Origin of the sequence: Winogradskyella psychrotolerans (assembly GCF_018860545.1) — a bacterium.
GTDB classification, from domain to species: Bacteria; Bacteroidota; Bacteroidia; order Flavobacteriales; family Flavobacteriaceae; genus Winogradskyella; species Winogradskyella psychrotolerans_A.
The window spans coordinates 119126-136837 of sequence record NZ_JAHKPN010000039.1 but is presented as its reverse complement, the minus strand read 5'-3'; the positions used below and the strand labels follow the sequence as shown (position 1 = coordinate 136837).

At 34.1% G+C, this 17712-nt stretch carries 14 protein-coding genes and 1 pseudogene; 4 read left to right on the top strand and 11 right to left on the bottom strand.

Annotated features, from left to right (window positions below; translation table 11 throughout):
• From KO515_RS13110 to KO515_RS13095, 4 genes are all read right to left on the bottom strand, one after another.
• Entirely contained in the window at positions 1–2088 is a 2088-nt protein-coding gene (locus KO515_RS13110; protein WP_215936793.1) for a HEPN domain-containing protein, read from the bottom strand.
• Positions 2089–2174: 86 nt separating this feature from the next.
• Positions 2175–2795: a phosphoadenosine phosphosulfate reductase domain-containing protein gene (locus KO515_RS13105; RefSeq protein ID WP_215936792.1), complete on the bottom strand. Its 621-nt coding sequence runs from the start codon at positions 2793–2795 to the stop codon at positions 2175–2177.
• Between the two features lie 147 nt (positions 2796–2942).
• Positions 2943–3353: an RrF2 family transcriptional regulator gene (locus KO515_RS13100; protein ID WP_215936791.1), complete on the bottom strand. Its 411-nt coding sequence runs from the start codon at positions 3351–3353 to the stop codon at positions 2943–2945.
• 32 nt (positions 3354–3385) lie between these two features.
• Positions 3386–4597 (bottom strand): polysaccharide lyase family 7 protein, encoded by a 1212-nt coding sequence (locus KO515_RS13095; protein WP_252723867.1) that lies wholly within the window; start codon positions 4595–4597, stop codon positions 3386–3388.
• Positions 4598–5040: 443 nt separating this feature from the next.
• On the opposite strand from KO515_RS13095, the gene metK reads away from it, so the two are divergent.
• A complete protein-coding gene (gene metK, locus KO515_RS13090) occupies positions 5041–6294 on the top strand; it encodes a methionine adenosyltransferase (RefSeq protein WP_215936790.1) in 1254 nt (417 codons plus the stop codon).
• 106 nt (positions 6295–6400) lie between these two features.
• Here the strand turns inward: metK and KO515_RS13085 are convergent, their stop codons facing one another.
• Positions 6401–7333: a dihydrofolate reductase gene (locus KO515_RS13085; protein ID WP_215936789.1), complete on the bottom strand. Its 933-nt coding sequence runs from the start codon at positions 7331–7333 to the stop codon at positions 6401–6403.
• A 297-nt stretch (positions 7334–7630) separates the two neighbouring features.
• On the opposite strand from KO515_RS13085, the gene KO515_RS13080 reads away from it, so the two are divergent.
• Entirely contained in the window at positions 7631–7927 is a 297-nt protein-coding gene (locus tag KO515_RS13080; RefSeq protein ID WP_215936788.1) for an isoamylase early set domain-containing protein, read from the top strand.
• A gap of 63 nt (positions 7928–7990) precedes the next feature.
• Here the strand turns inward: KO515_RS13080 and KO515_RS13075 are convergent, their stop codons facing one another.
• The 6 genes from KO515_RS13075 to KO515_RS13050 all read right to left on the bottom strand — a co-directional run bounded on the left by KO515_RS13075 (position 7991) and on the right by KO515_RS13050 (position 13812).
• Positions 7991–8404: a hypothetical protein gene (locus tag KO515_RS13075; RefSeq protein ID WP_215936787.1), complete on the bottom strand. Its 414-nt coding sequence runs from the start codon at positions 8402–8404 to the stop codon at positions 7991–7993.
• A 9-nt stretch (positions 8405–8413) separates the two neighbouring features.
• Positions 8414–9238 (bottom strand): thymidylate synthase, encoded by an 825-nt coding sequence (locus KO515_RS13070; RefSeq protein WP_215936786.1) that lies wholly within the window; start codon positions 9236–9238, stop codon positions 8414–8416.
• A gap of 220 nt (positions 9239–9458) precedes the next feature.
• Entirely contained in the window at positions 9459–11171 is a 1713-nt protein-coding gene (locus tag KO515_RS13065) for a nucleoside transporter C-terminal domain-containing protein (RefSeq protein WP_215936785.1), read from the bottom strand.
• 16 nt (positions 11172–11187) lie between these two features.
• Positions 11188–11805: a bifunctional nuclease family protein gene (locus KO515_RS13060; protein WP_215936784.1), complete on the bottom strand. Its 618-nt coding sequence runs from the start codon at positions 11803–11805 to the stop codon at positions 11188–11190.
• A 186-nt stretch (positions 11806–11991) separates the two neighbouring features.
• Complete coding sequence (locus tag KO515_RS13055; protein WP_215936783.1) at positions 11992–12954, bottom strand: electron transfer flavoprotein subunit alpha/FixB family protein; 963 nt, start codon at positions 12952–12954, stop codon at positions 11992–11994.
• A gap of 111 nt (positions 12955–13065) precedes the next feature.
• Entirely contained in the window at positions 13066–13812 is a 747-nt protein-coding gene (locus tag KO515_RS13050) for an electron transfer flavoprotein subunit beta/FixA family protein (RefSeq protein WP_215936782.1), read from the bottom strand.
• Between the two features lie 315 nt (positions 13813–14127).
• Between KO515_RS13050 and KO515_RS13045 the strand changes: the two are divergent.
• Positions 14128–15108, top strand: a pseudogene (locus KO515_RS13045) (pyruvate dehydrogenase complex E1 component subunit beta); the annotation flags it as partial.
• Positions 15109–15198: 90 nt separating this feature from the next.
• Positions 15199–17709: a DUF5686 family protein gene (locus KO515_RS13040; RefSeq protein WP_215936780.1), complete on the top strand. Its 2511-nt coding sequence runs from the start codon at positions 15199–15201 to the stop codon at positions 17707–17709.
• Positions 17710–17712 lie beyond the last annotated feature (3 nt).

Here is a 17712-nt window from a genome sequence, read left to right as displayed (position 1 = left end):
TTAAGCCGCAACTTGTTTTTCTCTAAAAGCTCTTACACTTTTTAAAAATTGTTGCGCGGTAGTTATATAATTGTTTGCAAAATCCTCGGTTGGTGGAAATACTTTGATTTGATAAATGAGATCCGAAAATGAAGTTCCTAATTCTATTTTATGCGTTTCTACAAAAAGTTCATCGAATTGTTTTATGATGCCAGCTTGGGTATTTGTTTTTATGTTTTCTGAAAGTAAAATAGCTTTTGCCGAATTTACCATAGAGCGATACGCTTCATAAATAGCACCTGAATACACTTTATTAGTGAAAGCGTCTTTTGCTTCTTCAATTTTTTCATCGCTTTCCAAAAAAAGCGTGGCAATTAAATCAATAACAACGCCTGCACATTCACCAATGCCTATAGCCTTTACATATTGCTCATTGGTTCCCCAATCTATAAAGTCATCTTGAGTTAGGTTTTCTACATCAGATAGATCTGTAAGCAATTGATAAAAATACTTTTCACCTTTCTCTTTATAGTAATCCACAAACAATTGTCCGTTGGCATTTCCTTCAAAATCATTCAAGATTCTTCTTAACGCTTCTGGTCCTCTTTTGCTTGGTACTTTTACCACTTTATCTGCAAAATACGCCTTACCATTTCCTAAATTTCCACCACCTAAAAGCACTTGTAAGGCAGGAGCTACTAATTTATCTTTTGTCCGAATTGACATCCCTTGAAAACCAATATTTGCCATATTGTGTTGTCCGCAAGCATTCATGCAGCCACTAATTTTTATGACTAAGTCTGAATTTTCTAAATATTGTGGATACTCAGCTTTAATAACGCGCTCCAATTCTTCTGCAATTCCTGTACTACTCGAAATTCCTAAATTACAAGTATCTGTTCCTGGACATGCTGTGATATCGACTGCTTTATTATAACCAGCTTCAACAAAGCCCAATTTTTCTAATTCGGTGTAGAAAAACGGTAATAAATCTTCTTTTACAAAAGGAATTAAAATATTTTGACGCAAGCTTAATCTAATTTCACCAGCAGCATAGTGCTCTACCAAATCCGCTAACAAACGTGCTTTATCTGTGTAGAAATCCCCGAGTAAAACTTTAATTCCGATGGCGACATAGCCATCTTGTTTTTGAGGAATTACATTCGTAGATTTCCATAAGTTATACGCTTCTGTATTTTTAATCGCGACTTGTGGTGCTGTTACAGAAACTGGTTTTGAAACCGTATAATTAGCAGTGTCAATTGCAACTGTTTTGAATTCTATTGCGTTTTGTTCCTCCTCTACCAATTGCTTAAATGCCTCTAAACCGATATCTTTTATTAAGAATTTTAATCGTGCTTTAGCTCTACTTTTTCGTTCACCATACCGATCAAAAACTCTTAAAACCCCCTCCATTAAAGGAATGATTTTGTCTGAAGGAAGAAATTCGTAAAACAAATCGGCATGTCTAGGCTGTGATCCTAAACCACCACCAAGCATCACTTTAAAGCCTTTAATTCCATTTTCAATTTTGGCGATAAAACCTAAATCGTGCATGTAAGACAATCCTGTATCTTCATCTGATGCCGAAAAAGACACTTTAAATTTTCGTCCCATTTCTTGGCACACAGAATTCCGTAAAAAGAATTTGAATATACCATCTGCATACGGAGACACATCAAAGGGTTCGTTAATATCAATTCCTGCCGTTTCACTTGCGGTAACATTTCTTACAGTGTTGCCACAAGCTTCTCTAATGGTAACATCATCACGTTCTAATTCTGCCCATAATTCTGGAGTTCTATTAATATCCACATAGTGAATTTGAATATCCTGACGGGTTGTAATATGTAATCGACTTCTAGAATATTCATCAGAGACTTCCGCAATACGACGCAATTGATGACTCAATACTTTACCATAAGGCAATTTGATTCTAATCATTTGCACACCTTCTTGGCGTTGACCATAAATACCTCTGGCTAAACGTAGACTTCTGAATTTTTCTTCATCAATTTTTCCATTTTGAAAGAGCTCAATTTTATTGGCTAAATCAAGGATATCTTTTTCTACTACCGGATTTTCTAATTCTGTTCTAAAACTTTGCATAATCTTAATTATATTAACCCTATAGATTTAATAGGATAATTAAACGCGTTTATTGAGGTATTTATAACCTTTACTTTTATATTTTTTTACTGAAAGTGTATCCCACACTCTCTATTGAGAAGTGCTTTTATAGGATCGAAATAATCACTATTTTTTTCGAGTTGGTGCGCTTCTATATAGGCGTCTAAATCCGTATCACTCCAATAGTAAAATGGACTCACCTTTAAAATACCATCTTTGCTAAAACTTAAAATATCTTTCTTGTCTCTATATTCTGTTTGTCTTACTCTAATGTTGGTAAACCATATATCTGGATTCTGCTCTTTTAAAGCACGTCTAAAAGGCTCTAGTTTTACAGCCTCCGAAAAAATAGCATGATTGTCATCTTCTAAATTTGGTAAGCCAATGGTAGAATCAATTTCTTCTTTGGTATATAAACTCTGATATTTCAAAATATTAAGTTTGTATTTATCAATGAGATGAGAAGCATGCTCGTAAGTGCTCGGTTGGTTGTATAAAGTATCACACCAAACGACTCTAATATCTTTATCGAGTTTAGACATTGTGCTTAATAAAACGGAAGAATAAATTCCAAAACTGGTTGTTACAATTCTATTCTCAGATAGTGTCAATGCCCATTCTGCAATTTCAATTGGAGTTTTATCTTTCAATTTTTTATTCCAATGGTCTATATCAATATTTATCATCTTCCCCATTTTATGCTATTCATAATTCGCTATTAATCACCCAATCTTTAAACCCTATAGATTTAGTAGAGTAATGCAAACATATAAATTTATTCCTAGTAATGCGGTAATTATTTCAAAAAAAAAAATATAAAAAATGGAAATCTGCTAATTACACAAATCAGCTAGTGTCGTATTTCGGAATATCTCTAGTGTATTATCTCGGACTTTAAGCATTAATTTATTGACCGCACAAGCCTCTTCATCTATACAGTCCGCACATTTTTCGTAGAAATTTAAACTCACACAAGGCACCATAGCAATGGGACCTTCTAACAATCGCATTACCGTTGTCATTTGAATGTCTTTAGGATCCTTTAATAAATAATAGCCACCTCCTTTGCCCTTTTTTGAACCTAATAGACCATTTTTTCTTAAAGTCAACAATATACTTTCCAAGAATTTTTGAGAAATATTCTCGGATTTCGAAATCGTAGAAATTTGAACAGGAACCCTATCCTTCTCTCGTGCTAGGTACACCAAAGCCTTAATTCCGTATTTTGTTTTCTTTGAAAGCATTGTGCTATTATAAGTATTTAAAAAAGGATATACTAATTTGTAGTGTGTGATTTTTCTAAAGCATAAAAAGTTACCTGTGCGTAATCATCATCATCTCCAGAATTATTCGCTTGATAAACCCCTGCTTTAAAGTACATGTATTGTCCACCTACATTAAAACCACTGTTTACCATATTTACGGTATGAATAACATCAGGCTTACCATCTCTTATTATTGTAACCGTTAAATCATCCCCAACTACTTTTATCCTGTAGCTAAATTTTTCATTTAGCGCTATACCGTCTTCAGGATTAGATGCACTGTTACTTCTAGAGCCTATCATTTCGTACCATTGTTCCGCACCATTTCCATCTGTAGGTTCATGGGCAAAATAAATAGACCCTAAGGTATTATTTGGTAATTTTCTGTAATATAAACGGATCGGTTCATCATCATTAGCATGTATTTGTCCGATAATCAATCTGCCTAAATGGCTATTATCACCCGTTGTTGTTACATGGTTTACGGCAAGCGTCGCATTCATTTCACCATCATAACCTGCCGCAGCATTTATGTCTGCAACGGGAGCAGTGCCAAAAACCCAGTTATTTTCATTAACCCCTTGTGTACTTATACTCGTGTCTGTTCCTCTAAGCATTTCCCGTAACTCTACTCTCGTATAGCTTGTATTTTCAGAAGTTCTAAAACCATCGACCGGACATTTAAAGACCATACCTCCATCATCAGCAGTATAAAAATAATCGTCATTTTCATAACCATTGTTAATTTGACTGACAGTTATAGTTCTTGCAGTACCATTACCTTGATCTAAAGGCACACTTAAATTCCATGTAGATAAATCAAAATTTTCTGAAGGTGCTTTATTTGGGTCTAAATTTCCTGAGGTATCCTCTGATCCTTCTTGTGTAACTATTAAAACTCTAGATATATCACCTGCCTGAACAGTAACCAATCCGGAGCGGTCATTAAAGGTTGGGTTGGCCTCTACAGCAATATCTATAACAGCATTATTTGTTCCGCTTGAAGGTGTTGTTGTGATCCAACTAGAATCATCAACGATACTCCAATCTATATTTGACGTCACATTAAAAGACTGTGTTTCTTCATTTGCCGAAAATACCGAAACCATAGATACGACTAAACTATCTACAACTTCTTCTCCTTGATCTGAATCCTCAGAACTACAACCACCAAAAAGAATTAGAATAACAATGAGTTTTAAAATAAGGAATAATGCTTTCATAGTTCATTTTTTTTTACAAAAATAACATCTAATCCTTATAGAAACCTAAAAAACATCTATTTAGAAATTGAAATCACAAAATTAAAGGACATAATTAGACCATTTCAAAAAACACTTAGGATATAAAACGTGCTAATATCCTCATTTATAGCTGTAAAATCTCAATATAGACTTGAGTTTTATGCCCGAAAAATGTATTCAAAATAGGTCAAGCCTAAAAATTAAATCATAAAAAAACTTAAATAAAATGACTTTACATATAATTTTTCTACTTTTGTAGCCTCAAAATTGAGAGGAAAAATTTGATCTGATTGCAACCTCTGACGCTGAATTAAAATTTAGCTGAAACAAAAAATGCTAAAGCAGTAAGTTTACAACTTCTCTGGCGACCAAGCAATCTGAATTTTTTTTCTATAAATTAATATAACCTAAACATAGGACTTATGCCATATTTATTTACTTCAGAGAGTGTTTCTGAAGGTCACCCAGACAAAGTAGCAGATCAAATTAGTGATGCTCTAATCGATAACTTTTTAGCTTTTGATCCAGAATCTAAAGTTGCATGTGAAACTTTAGTAACTACAGGACAGGTTATTCTTGCAGGTGAAGTGAATTCTAACACCTATTTAGATGTTCAAAAAATTGCGAGAGACACTATAAACAAAATAGGTTACACAAAAAGCGCCTATATGTTTGATGGTAACTCTTGTGGAGTTTTATCTGCAATCCATGAGCAATCAGAAGAAATTAACCGTGGTGTTGATAGAGCTACTAAAGAAGAGCAAGGTGCAGGTGACCAAGGTATGATGTTTGGTTACGCTACCAACGAAACTGAAAATTTTATGCCTTTAGCTTTAGACTTATCGCATATAATTTTAAAAGAATTAGCGGAGTTACGTCGTGAGAATAAAGATATCACGTATTTGAGACCGGATTCTAAAAGTCAGGTCACTATTGAATATAGTGATGATAATACACCGCAACGCATTGATGCTATCGTAGTTTCTACACAACATGATGAGTTTGATGCTGATGACGTGATGTTGGCCAAGATTAGAAAAGATATAATTGAAATATTAATACCTCGAGTTATTGCTAAGTTGCCAGAGCATATTCAACACTTATTTAATGATGATATAACTTACCATATTAATCCAACAGGAAAATTTGTTATTGGAGGTCCACATGGAGATACAGGGTTAACAGGTCGTAAAATTATTGTTGATACGTACGGAGGAAAAGGTGCACACGGAGGTGGAGCGTTTTCAGGAAAAGATCCAAGTAAAGTAGATCGTAGTGCGGCTTATGCTACAAGACATATTGCAAAGAATTTAGTGGCCGCAGGTTTATGTGACCAAGTTTTAGTGCAAGTTTCTTATGCTATTGGTGTTGCTAAACCAATGGGTATTTTTATTGACACGTATGGAACTTGTCATTTTAACTTAACTGATGGTGAAATTGCAAAAACTGTTGAAAGCCTATTTGATATGCGACCTGCGTTTATTGAAGAGCGTTTAAAATTGCGTCAGCCAATGTATAGCGAAACTGCTGCATATGGACACATGGGACGACAACATGAAACAGTTACCAAAACATTCCAACAACCTAATGGAGCTCCTATTACTTTAGATGTAGAGTTATTTACTTGGGAAAAATTAGATTATGTTGATAAGGTAAAAGCTGCTTTTGAAATTTAGTAAGCGTCATCATAATAGATCATAAAAACACCCTAACTATATTTTAGTTAGGGTGTTTTGTTTTGCATTAATTTTAGAAAATACAGTATCTAAACGTAATAAATTTCTACTTCTTCACATAGGTAATAAAAGAAAAAGCAAATTTATGTTTTTCATCAGCATCATGAGCAGTTCTACTAATTTCTTGCCATTTCGTTTCATCTATTTCTGGAAAAAACGTGTCGGCATTTTCGAAGTCAGCATGTACGCGAGTAATTTCAAGCTTGTCCACAAAAGACATCGACTGCTTATAGATTTCACCACCACCAATAATAAAAGGCTGTTTATCTAACCTAGCAGCATCCAACGCATCATCTAGCGAGTTAACGACGATTACACCACTTGGAACTTTATAATCTCTTTGTCTCGTAATGACAATATGAGTTCTATTAGGTAAGGGTTTAGGAAAGCTCTCAAACGTTTTTCGTCCCATAATAATATGATGACCGTTTGTTAAAGATTTAAAGCGTTTCAGATCATCACTTAGATGCCAAATTAAATCATTGTCTTTACCAATAGCATTATTTTCTCCTGCAGCCACGATAATTGTTAACTCAGAGGTCTTTTTTTTTTGATCACTAATTGCATTGTCTGTTGCTTCAGTATACGCTTGTGTCTGAGCAATTTTAGTTTCCTCTTTTACAAAGTTCTGCTTTAACTTATCAATGCGCAATTCTTGTTGATTTACTAGTTTTTCTAGTTGTTGTTTCTCCCAATCCTTACCCATAAATTTATGGGTGATAAACACCGTAATAAAATGATAGATAAATAAAAATAACCAAGCAAAAATGGCATAAACAAACCAATTAATACCTGCAATTTTAAAATCCTTACCGATACCTAAAACGGTATTCGCTACAATTAAAAAGACAGCACCTATTAAAAAAATCACAAAATGAATATATAATCGCTTCTTTTGTTTGATGCGTTTTTGCGCATTTTCAATGAGCTCTAATTGGTCTTTATCTATTGAGGATACTTGTTTTTTCTTACTAAACATAATTGTAATTTAATAAGATAAAGATACTTGTTTTTTTAGTAAATCTCCATCGCGAATTTAAGAGTTTATTACATCGTCTTTCGAGAAAACGATATTGCTGATTATCAGTGATGAAGCAAATGAATACATTGTTATTAATCCCATAAATTAAGTGTTTATAATTTACATTCAATAACAAAAAATAATTACAATATTAAGAAATCGATAATTATTTAGTTTTTAGGTATTTAATCGATATTTTTTGTGCTTTTCTTTTATACTTTTGTATGTATACATAAATTTATATTTTATATTATTATGGCAATTAAAAAACAGTATTTAAAAAGTAAGCCCGTTTGTAAGGTAACATTTTCTGTGCCTGCAGAAGAGGCAAAAAGTGTAGCAGTTGTTGGAAGCTTTAACGAGTGGAATACTGAAGCTACTGAACTGAAGAAATTAAAAAACGGAACCTTTAAAGGTACAGTTGACTTACCAAGTGATAATTCTTATGAATTTAGATACCTTGTGGATGGTGCGTATACCAATGATGATCAAGCAGATGCTTATGCATTTAACGAATTTGCAGGTGCGGAAAACTGTGTGATCAATTTATAGAATATTTCTATAAACAAAGACATTAATAAAAGCGTCTCAATTCATTTTGAGTCGCTTTTTATTTTACCCTAATAACCTAACCGTCATTAAAGCACTAAAATGTGTATCAACAGCTTCTCCATTAGTGGTGCCTGGTGCCTTAAATTTTGGCATTCGTTTTATGAGCTGAATAACATCTACAGCAATCGCTTTATGATGCGCTTTGACATTAATTTGCTCTGTTCTACCTTTTTTATTGATGGTAAATTCTACATGAAATTGAGTGGTTAATTCCGTTGGAAAAACTTTATCTGCGAGTTCATAATTAAAACTCACTTTGATATAATCTATAATTTTATCTGAAGTACATTGCTTCGTCTCTTCAAAACTTAATTCTTGGTGACAACCTCTGTAAACAGGATATGTTATATATTCTTTCTCTTGGGCACTTAATAACACGCCACATAAAAACGTGAATACAATTGCGAAATACTTCATTCTATAGATTTAAACGGCAACTTTACCTTTTATATGAGGATGCGGATTATAGTCTTCCAATGTAAAATCTTCAAATTTGAAATCGAAAATATCTTTAATTTCAGGATTCAAAATCATTTTTGGCAGTGGTCTTGGTTCTCTAGACAATTGTAATTCTAGTTGCTCTAAATGGTTATTGTAAATATGAGCATCACCAAATGTGTGGATAAAATCACCAGCTTCAAACCCACAAACCTGTGCCATCATCATCGTGAACAAGGCATAAGACGCAATATTAAATGGCACTCCTAAAAAAATGTCTGCACTACGTTGGTAGAGTTGACACGATAATTTACCGTCAGCAACATAAAACTGAAAAAAGGCATGACAAGGTGGTAATGCTGCTTTTCCATTCGCTACATTCTGAGAAAATGACTTTGAGTTGTCTGGTAAAACCGAAGGATTCCAAGCAGAAACCAACATTCTGCGACTGTTTGGATTATTTTTCAAGGTTTGAATGACTTCTTTAACCTGATCAATATCTTCACTAGCCCAGTTTCTCCATTGATGACCATAAACGGGTCCAAGGTCTCCATTTTCATCTGCCCATTCGTTCCAGATTCTTACTCCGTTTTCGGTTAGGTATTTCGTGTTGGTATCCCCTTTTAGAAACCATAACAATTCGTATATAATAGATTTTAAGTGTAATTTTTTAGTGGTTACCATCGGGAAACCTTTACTTAAATCAAAACGCATTTGATACCCAAAAACACTTTTAGTTCCTGTTCCTGTTCTATCTCCTTTTTCGTTGCCTTCCGCTAAAACGTATTTTACTAAGTCGTGATATTGTTTCATATTACTTCCTGCGAAGGCAGAAATCTTATTAAATTAAACTGAAATTATATTTGGATGAGATGCTGAAACATCTGGTTGTAAGCAGATAGAAGTTCAGCATATCAGAGTACGAAAATAAAAAAAAGCTTCAAAAATTTATATTTGAAGCTCTACTATATATTATAAAGTTATTAACTTAACTAGTATTGATGAGATTCTTGTTTTCTCAAGAACATGTTAGTTACCCAATAATCATTCCGGCAATAGTCGCCGAAATTAGAGAAGCAATCGTTCCTCCTATTAAAGCTTTCATACCAAATTTAGACAATTGGGTACGTTGGCCAGGTGCTAAAGAACCAATACCTCCAATTTGAATTCCTATAGATGCAAAGTTGGCAAAACCACATAACATATACGTGGCCATTATTATCGACTTCTCATAAGTAAGATGCGTTGCGCTTGCCGCATTTTTTAAATCTGCCAGCTGAATATATCCGATAAATTCACTTGCTGCTAGCTTTATACCAAGCAATTGCCCCATTAATGCCATATCCTCACCAGCTACACCTATTAACCACATTAATGGTGCAAATAAATACCCTAAAAGAAATTCTAACGACAAGCTATCATATACAGTATTTGCTGCAATAACTTCGTTTAGAGATGTGAAATGCCAATGGACATTCCATTTTTCAATTATTATACCATCAAATCCGGCAAGACCTCCTAAAATCCCATTAATCATAGCAATAAACGCTACGAAAACTAAAAGCATTGCCCCTACATTAACGGCCAATTTTAAACCTTCTGTTGTTCCGTTGGCTATAGCTTCTAAAATATTAGAACCTATTTTTTCTTGAGATACGGTCACATCAGTATTCACTTTCTCTGTTTGGGGAAACAATATTTTTGAAATCACTATCGCACCTGGAGCTGCCATAACAGAAGCTGCTAACAAATGCTTAGCATAAAATAATTGTAATTCTATATCATCACCACCTAAGAAGCCAATGTAAGCTGCTAAAACAGCTCCTGCTACAGTAGCCATACCACCAATCATAACTAAGAGAATTTCAGACTTATTCATTCGCTCTAGATAGGCTTTTATTAATAACGGAGCTTCCGTTTGCCCTAAAAAGATATTACCTGCAACACTTAAACTTTCTGCACCAGAAATACCCAACAGTTTAGACAATAACCATCCCATGCCTTTTACAACTTTTTGAATTAACCCTAAATAGAAAAGGACTGAAGTTAAAGCTGAGAAAAAGATAATGGTTGGTAATACTTGAAACGCAAAAATGAAACCAAAGGATTCAATATCTAACATGCCTCCAAATAAAAATTCACTACCTGCTTGGGTAAACTTAAGTACTTCAATAAATCCTTGACCAATGAATTCGAAAGCCGACTTAATAAAATCAATTTTTAATACTCCAATAGCAATGATTAATTGAAAAAGCAAACCAATGCCCACCGTTTTCCAATTAATAGCTCTACGATTACTACTGAATAAAAAAGCAATAAATATCAAGGTTACCATTCCTAATATACCTCTCCATAAACTGGTAAAAGAAAACCCTTGATTTGGTATTATATCACTTTGAACATCTTGTGACTGGACTATAATTTCATCTTTTTTAGATACTAAATCAAAACGCATCTCATTACCTGAGAAAACCAGTGTAGAATCTGTAAGTTCTGTGATTTTATATCTTTTTATAGAGTTTAAAGAATCATTATGATAAAGTACCAATAAATTATTTTGATACATATAATCGCCTTCTAGATCGTCTACTGTATTAGAAGAAAAGTTGAATTCTCCTTTCTTAAATTCTAAGGTCGTATAGCTGTTATCAGAAGTTGTTGACTCCCATGTTTTTTCAAGTTCCTGAGCTGTTATTGACGAAAGTCCAAGAAAAATAGCCAGAAAAGCCTTGAAAAACTGATTCATATGTAAAAAGTGTTAGTTAGCGTTTAGAAATTTCGTCTCTAATCTTAGCAGCCATTTCATAATCTTCATTATTAACGGCTTCTTCGAGAAGTGCATTGAGTTCTTCGAGAGATTTATTTTTATAACCTTCTTGTTCAGCAGATGCTGCTTCAATTTCTTCAACAATAAGGTCGTCTACAAGTATACTATCCTGTTCTTCTTCATCTTCCTTTTTAGGATTGACTTTAAGATAGATTCCTGCTTTATCTAATATGTTTTTGTAGGTAAATATTGGTGCCTGAAAACGTAGCGCCAATGCGATTGCATCACTAGTTCTGGCATCAATAATTTCTTCGATTTTATCGCGTTCGCAAATTAAACTAGAGTAAAAAACACCATCAACTAGCTTATGAATAATAACTTGCTTCACAACAATATCGAAACGGTCTGAGAAGTTTTTGAATAAATCGTGAGTTAAAGGACGTGGAGGACGAATTTCCTTTTCTAAAGCAATAGCAATAGATTGCGCTTCAAAAGCACCTATAACTATAGGCAACTTTCGGTCACCATCAACTTCATTAAGTATTAAAGCGTAGGCACCATTCTGGGTTTGACTGTAAGAAATGCCTTTTATATTTAAACGAACTAAACTCATAATTTATAAAACACAAAGAACTGTTTAAATTTGGACTTTACCAACTGCATTGCGCAGATTTGGTTAATTTTCTTGATACTTTCGATAAAACGCAAGTGATCAAGAGAACTTCTAAATTTAAACAGTCCTTATTAATACCTCATCATTTTAGACTGATTTAGTATTGAAGACTACAAGGTAATAAAATTATGCGTTTGCAGCTTTAAAAGCCTTTAATTTTTCAATTAATTTTGGCACAACTTCAAATGCATCACCTACAACTCCATAATCTGCAGCCTTAAAAAATGGCGCTTCTGGATCTGTATTGATCACCACTTTTACTTTCGATGAATTAATCCCTGCTAAGTGCTGAATTGCCCCAGAAATACCAATAGCAATATATAAATTAGACGCTACAGGTTTTCCTGTTTGCCCAACGTGCTCGCTATGAGGCCTCCACCCTAAATCTGAAACGGGTTTAGAACAAGCTGTTGCTGCTCCTAAAACGTCTGCAAGTTCTTCTATCATTCCCCAATTTTCAGGACCTTTTAATCCTCTTCCTCCTGAAACAACAATTTCTGCATCAGCAATACTCACTTTGTCAGTCGCTTTATCTACAGACTCTACAGTAACTCCAGATTCTGGAATTGAAGGAGAAAAATCCTCTACTGAAGCACTACCTTCAGATGCTACCAATCCGAATGAATTATTAGATAAACCAACAATTTTTACGTCGGTAGTTATTTCTGTATTAGCAAATGCCTTATTTGTAAATGCTGAATGTTTTACTGTAAATGGAGACACATTAGATGGTGCAGCTATAACATTAGACACATAACCTGCATTTAAACCTACGGCTACCAATGGTGCTACATATTTACTATCTGCACTTGCACTAACCACCACCACTTTTGAATCTTCATTTTTTGCTGCGCTTTCTATAATAGCTGCATATTTTTTGGCATTAAATGCTTTTAAGGACTCGTCATTTACTAAAAGTACTTTAGTCGCCCCATAGTCCCCCAGTGCTTCTGCATTATCTGCATTAACAGCTACTGCTGTTACTGTTGTTCCCATTTGGTCTGCAACAGCTTTTGCGTATGATACCACTTCTAAAGCTGCCTTTTTAAATTTTCCGTTTTCGGACTCTGTATATACTAGAATTGACATAATTTTTATTTTTGTCATTCCTGCAAAAGCAGGAATCTATGTTATTAAAATTTATTTTATGGATTAGCATGCGCTGAATCTTCGATTTCCTACCGATGCAGGAATGACAGATTAAATCACTTTAGCTTCGTTATGAAGTAAGTTGACTAATTCATCTATATTATCGGCATCAACCAATTTAACGGCACCTTTAGGAGCTGGTTTTTCAAAACTTACGGTTTTAGTTTCAGCATTAGCATCAGTTGGCTCTACAACTGTTAACGGCTTTTTACGCGCCATCATTATACCTCTCATGTTTGGAATACGAAGATCACTTTCTTCAACTAATCCTTTTTGACCACCTATAACCAAAGGCAAAGAAGTACTTACCGTTTCTTTTCCTCCATCGATTTCTCTTACCGCTTTGGCGCTGGTACCATCAACTTCTAAACTGATACAATTAGTTACAAAATTAGCATCAATCATGGCAGCCAACATACCTGGGACCATAGTTCCATTATAATCAATTGACTCTCTACCGGCAATTACTAAATCATAACCTCCATCATTCACCACTTTTGCCAATTGTTTAGCCACGGCATACCCATCTGTAGCAGGTGTATTGACTCGTATGGCAGAATCTGCACCAATAGCTAAGGCTTTTCTTAACGTTGGTTCCGTCTCTGGGCCGCCAACATTAACAACGTCTACACTAGCACCTTGTTTTTCTTTAAACCACATGGCACGCGTTAGACCAAATTCGTCATTAGGATTAATAACATATTGAACACCAGCAGTGTCAAACTTTGTGTCACCTTCGGTAAAATTAATCTTTGATGTTGTATCAGGTACATGGCTAATACATACTAATATTTTCATATAATAATGATTTAATTTAAACGTCTTTTATCTTGAGTACGAAGATAAAAATAATAATTTGAATTTTACTATGCATGCATAGTAAAATTTTTAAAAAATCAATATTTATCGATTAAACTATCAATTTTTCAATAAAAAGAAAGATATTTTGACGATTCCACGACATTCTTATAGTCCACCTCCAAAAATCTTTCAACCGCAAATCCTAGAAATTAGAAAAAAAATAAATCTTCATAAATTTTTATTTTTTCACTATACTTTTAATGTCATTATATAGTCTAGAATTATTATTTTTGTGACTCGACAAAAAATAAGAAAATGAAGACAATTCAATTTAGAGAAGCTATTTGCGAAGCCATGAGCGAAGAAATGCGCAGAGATGAGAGTGTTTATCTTATGGGCGAAGAAGTAGCAGAATATAATGGTGCTTATAAAGCATCTAAAGGTATGCTTGACGAATTTGGAGCAAAACGTGTTATAGATACACCTATTGCTGAGCTTGGTTTTGCAGGTATCGCAATTGGATCTACAATGACAGGTAACAGACCTATTGTAGAATATATGACGTTTAACTTCTCTTTGGTTGGTATTGACCAAATTATTAATAACGCTGCTAAAATTAGACAAATGTCTGGTGGCCAATTTAAATGCCCTATTGTATTTAGAGGTCCAACAGCTTCTGCAGGTCAGTTAGGTGCAACACACTCACAAGCTTTTGAGAATTGGTTTGCGAACACTCCTGGTCTAAAAGTGGTTGTTCCTTCAAATCCTTATGATGCCAAAGGACTATTAAAAGCTGCTATTAGAGATGACGATCCTGTTATTTTTATGGAAAGTGAGCAAATGTATGGAGATAAAGGTGAAGTGCCAGAAGGCGAATATGTTTTACCTATAGGAGTTGCTGAAATTAAGCGTAAAGGAACAGATGTTACAATCGTGTCTTTCGGTAAAATCATTAAAGAAGCTTACAAAGCTGCAGACGAATTAGAAAAAGAAGGTATATCTTGTGAAATAATCGATTTACGTACCGTTCGTCCGTTAGATAGAGCTGCGATTATAGAATCTGTTAAGAAAACAAATCGTTTGATTATTTTAGAAGAAGCATGGCCTTTTGGAAATGTGGCTACTGAAATTACATATTTGGTACAATCGGAAGCATTCGATTATTTAGATGCGCCAATTATTAAAATAAATACAGCAGACACACCTGCTCCTTATTCACCTGTATTATTAGCAGAATGGTTGCCAAACAGTGACGATGTTGTTAAAGCAGTAAAAAAAGTAATGTACAAATAAATAAATTGCAGATATCTGCGTTTAATAAACTTCATTAGTAACCCTCTAACTTATGTTTAGCACGGTTGTTGATGAAGTTTGTTATTTAATATGAGACTAAAACTACTTATCCCATTTCTTATACTTAGCTGTTTTTCTGCACTAGCGCAGACTAAGGTTAGCGGACATGTTATTGATGAAAATAACGTCCCTATTCCATTCGTTAACGTCTTATTTAAAGGCTCTACTGAGGGGACCATTACCAATGAAGACGGCAAGTTCTACTTAGAATCCGAGAAGAATTGGAACGACTTAATCATTTCATTTATTGGTTTTGAAACCTTAGAAATACCATTAACAAAACGGGTTAACTACGAACTGAATTTTATTCTTAAGGAGGAAACTTCATCACTAGATGAAGTCCTTATAGTAACCGGAAAGCAATCTAAAAAAGCCTCAGAAAATCCAGCCATAAGAATTCTTAAAAAGATTTGGGAACGTAAACGTCATAATGGTTTAAGCCAGTTTAAGCAATATGAATACGACCAATACGAAAAAGTAGAATTTGATCTTAATACCATTGATAGTGCTTTAGTGAAAAGTAAACTCTTTAAAGGTATGGAGTTTGTTTTTAATGAAGTTGACACCTCTAAAGTTACAGGAAAAACATATTTACCTATATTTTTAAATGAATCTGTAAAGAAGATTTCTGGAGACAACATTCTTAATAAAGAACATGAAGATTTAAAAGGTAATAAAAACTCAGGATTCAGCAATAATCAAACGATTATAGATTTTATTGACGACCTCTATTCCGAATATAATGTTTATAATAACTACTTAAAATTCTTCGATAAAAGCTTTGTCAGTCCGCTAAGTAGAACCGGTGTTCAAACCTATAACTATGTACTATCAGACAGTGCTTTTATAGATAATAAATGGTGTTATAATATTATTTATTACCCTAGACGGAAAAACGAACTGACTTTTAAGGGCGATTTTTGGGTAAATGATTCCACGTATGCTATTAAAGAAATAAACCTTCAAGCATCTAAGAGTGCCAATATCAACTGGGTTAAGGAAATTTACATTGAACAAGAGTTTGAAGTATTAAATGATTCCGTATTTCTTATTAAACGCGACTATTTTCTTTCGGACTTTGCAGTGAATAAAAAGGAAAAATCTAGAGGCGTTTATGGAAAACGGACAACGATTTACGATAATTATAAATTTGATAAACCTAAAGATCCAAAATTTTACGACAAGGTTGTTTATAATTATGATGAAGACGTATACAACCGAGAAGATGATTTTTGGCAGACCAACAGACTTGAAGCCTTAAGTAAAGATGAAAAAGGGGTTTATAAAATGTTGGACACCCTTAAAACGGTTAAGAAATTTAAACGCATATATAATTTAGCAAGTATATTAGGATCGGGTTACATAGAATTTCCTAGTTTGAATCTCGATTATGGTCCTATTTTTTCCACCTTTGGTTATAATGAAGTTGAAGGCGTACGATTACGAACTGGTGGTAGAACCTATTTTGGTCCTAACGATTTATGGAGACTAGAAGGCTTTTTAGCTTACGGTCTAAAAGACGATAAATTTAAATATGGTATCTCAGGAAAATGGTTAGTAGATAAGCGCACACGACTGACACTTTTTGGTGGCAATAGACGAGACGTGGAACAAATTGGAGCGAGCTTAACCAGTTCATCTGATGTGTTAGGTCGAAGTTTAGCATCCTCTGCCGTCATTGGTACTGGTACAAACGATAAGCTTTCAAACATTAATTTAACCAATTTAGGGGCTTCAATTGAACCGCTACCAAATTTTGAAATACGTATTGATGGTAGTTTTCGTACTTTAAGTTCGGCTTCACCAACATTTAGTTTAGATTATGTAGATTTAGAATCAGACTCAGGGATATCTTCTGAGATAAATCAATTTGAAACCCGATTCTCTTTAGGCTATTTTCCAAAACGTCAAATGACAGGCTTCGGTGTTGAACGTAAATACAAGAATGATAATTTTGCTAGCTTATTTGCACAAGTAAGTCGTGGAGATCGCAATTGGTTTAATAGTGATTTTGACTATACTAAAGTGCAGTTTTCATATATACAACCATGGCAAGTTGGTGGTTTTGGAAGGTTAACCACATCCGTAGAATTAGGTAAAACATTTGGAGATGTTCCACTTGGTTTGCTTAGTGTTGTTCCAGGTAACCAATCCTATTTTTCAATATATAATACATTCAATCAATTAGATTATTACGAATTTGTTACTGACACGTATAGCTCGGTGCACTTAGAACATAATTTTAATGGTCGTATATTTTCTCGTATTCCTTTTTTAAAGAAATATAACCTTAGGGCAATTTTAGGATTAAGAGGTGTTTGGGGAGAATTGTCTGATGCCAATAAAGCACTTAGTACGACAGGTAATCCTGCAGAATTTGAATTAATGGCACCAGACACACGCATGTACTACGAGTATAGTTTTGGAGTTGCCAATATTTTCAAAATACTGCGATTAGATTTTAACTTTAGAGGAAACTACCTAGACCGACCAGACGCGAGACCTTTTGGCATTACAGGTAGTTTTGGATTCTATTTTTAGAAA

Coding starts and splice junctions, on each gene's coding strand:
- KO515_RS13070 (WP_215936786.1), bottom strand. CDS start 9,238: ATGAAACAATATCACGACTTAGTAAAATACGTTTTAGCGGAAGGCAAC.
- KO515_RS13080 (WP_215936788.1), top strand. CDS start 7,631: ATGGCAATTAAAAAACAGTATTTAAAAAGTAAGCCCGTTTGTAAGGTA.
- KO515_RS13050 (WP_215936782.1), bottom strand. CDS start 13,812: ATGAAAATATTAGTATGTATTAGCCATGTACCTGATACAACATCAAAG.
- KO515_RS13095 (WP_252723867.1), bottom strand. CDS start 4,597: ATGAAAGCATTATTCCTTATTTTAAAACTCATTGTTATTCTAATTCTT.
- KO515_RS13065 (WP_215936785.1), bottom strand. CDS start 11,171: ATGAATCAGTTTTTCAAGGCTTTTCTGGCTATTTTTCTTGGACTTTCG.
- KO515_RS13085 (WP_215936789.1), bottom strand. CDS start 7,333: ATGTTTAGTAAGAAAAAACAAGTATCCTCAATAGATAAAGACCAATTA.
- KO515_RS13040 (WP_215936780.1), top strand. CDS start 15,199: ATGAGACTAAAACTACTTATCCCATTTCTTATACTTAGCTGTTTTTCT.
- KO515_RS13105 (WP_215936792.1), bottom strand. CDS start 2,795: ATGATAAATATTGATATAGACCATTGGAATAAAAAATTGAAAGATAAA.
- KO515_RS13075 (WP_215936787.1), bottom strand. CDS start 8,404: ATGAAGTATTTCGCAATTGTATTCACGTTTTTATGTGGCGTGTTATTA.
- KO515_RS13060 (WP_215936784.1), bottom strand. CDS start 11,805: ATGAGTTTAGTTCGTTTAAATATAAAAGGCATTTCTTACAGTCAAACC.
- metK (WP_215936790.1), top strand. CDS start 5,041: ATGCCATATTTATTTACTTCAGAGAGTGTTTCTGAAGGTCACCCAGAC.
- KO515_RS13100 (WP_215936791.1), bottom strand. CDS start 3,353: ATGCTTTCAAAGAAAACAAAATACGGAATTAAGGCTTTGGTGTACCTA.
- KO515_RS13110 (WP_215936793.1), bottom strand. CDS start 2,088: ATGCAAAGTTTTAGAACAGAATTAGAAAATCCGGTAGTAGAAAAAGAT.
- KO515_RS13055 (WP_215936783.1), bottom strand. CDS start 12,954: ATGTCAATTCTAGTATATACAGAGTCCGAAAACGGAAAATTTAAAAAG.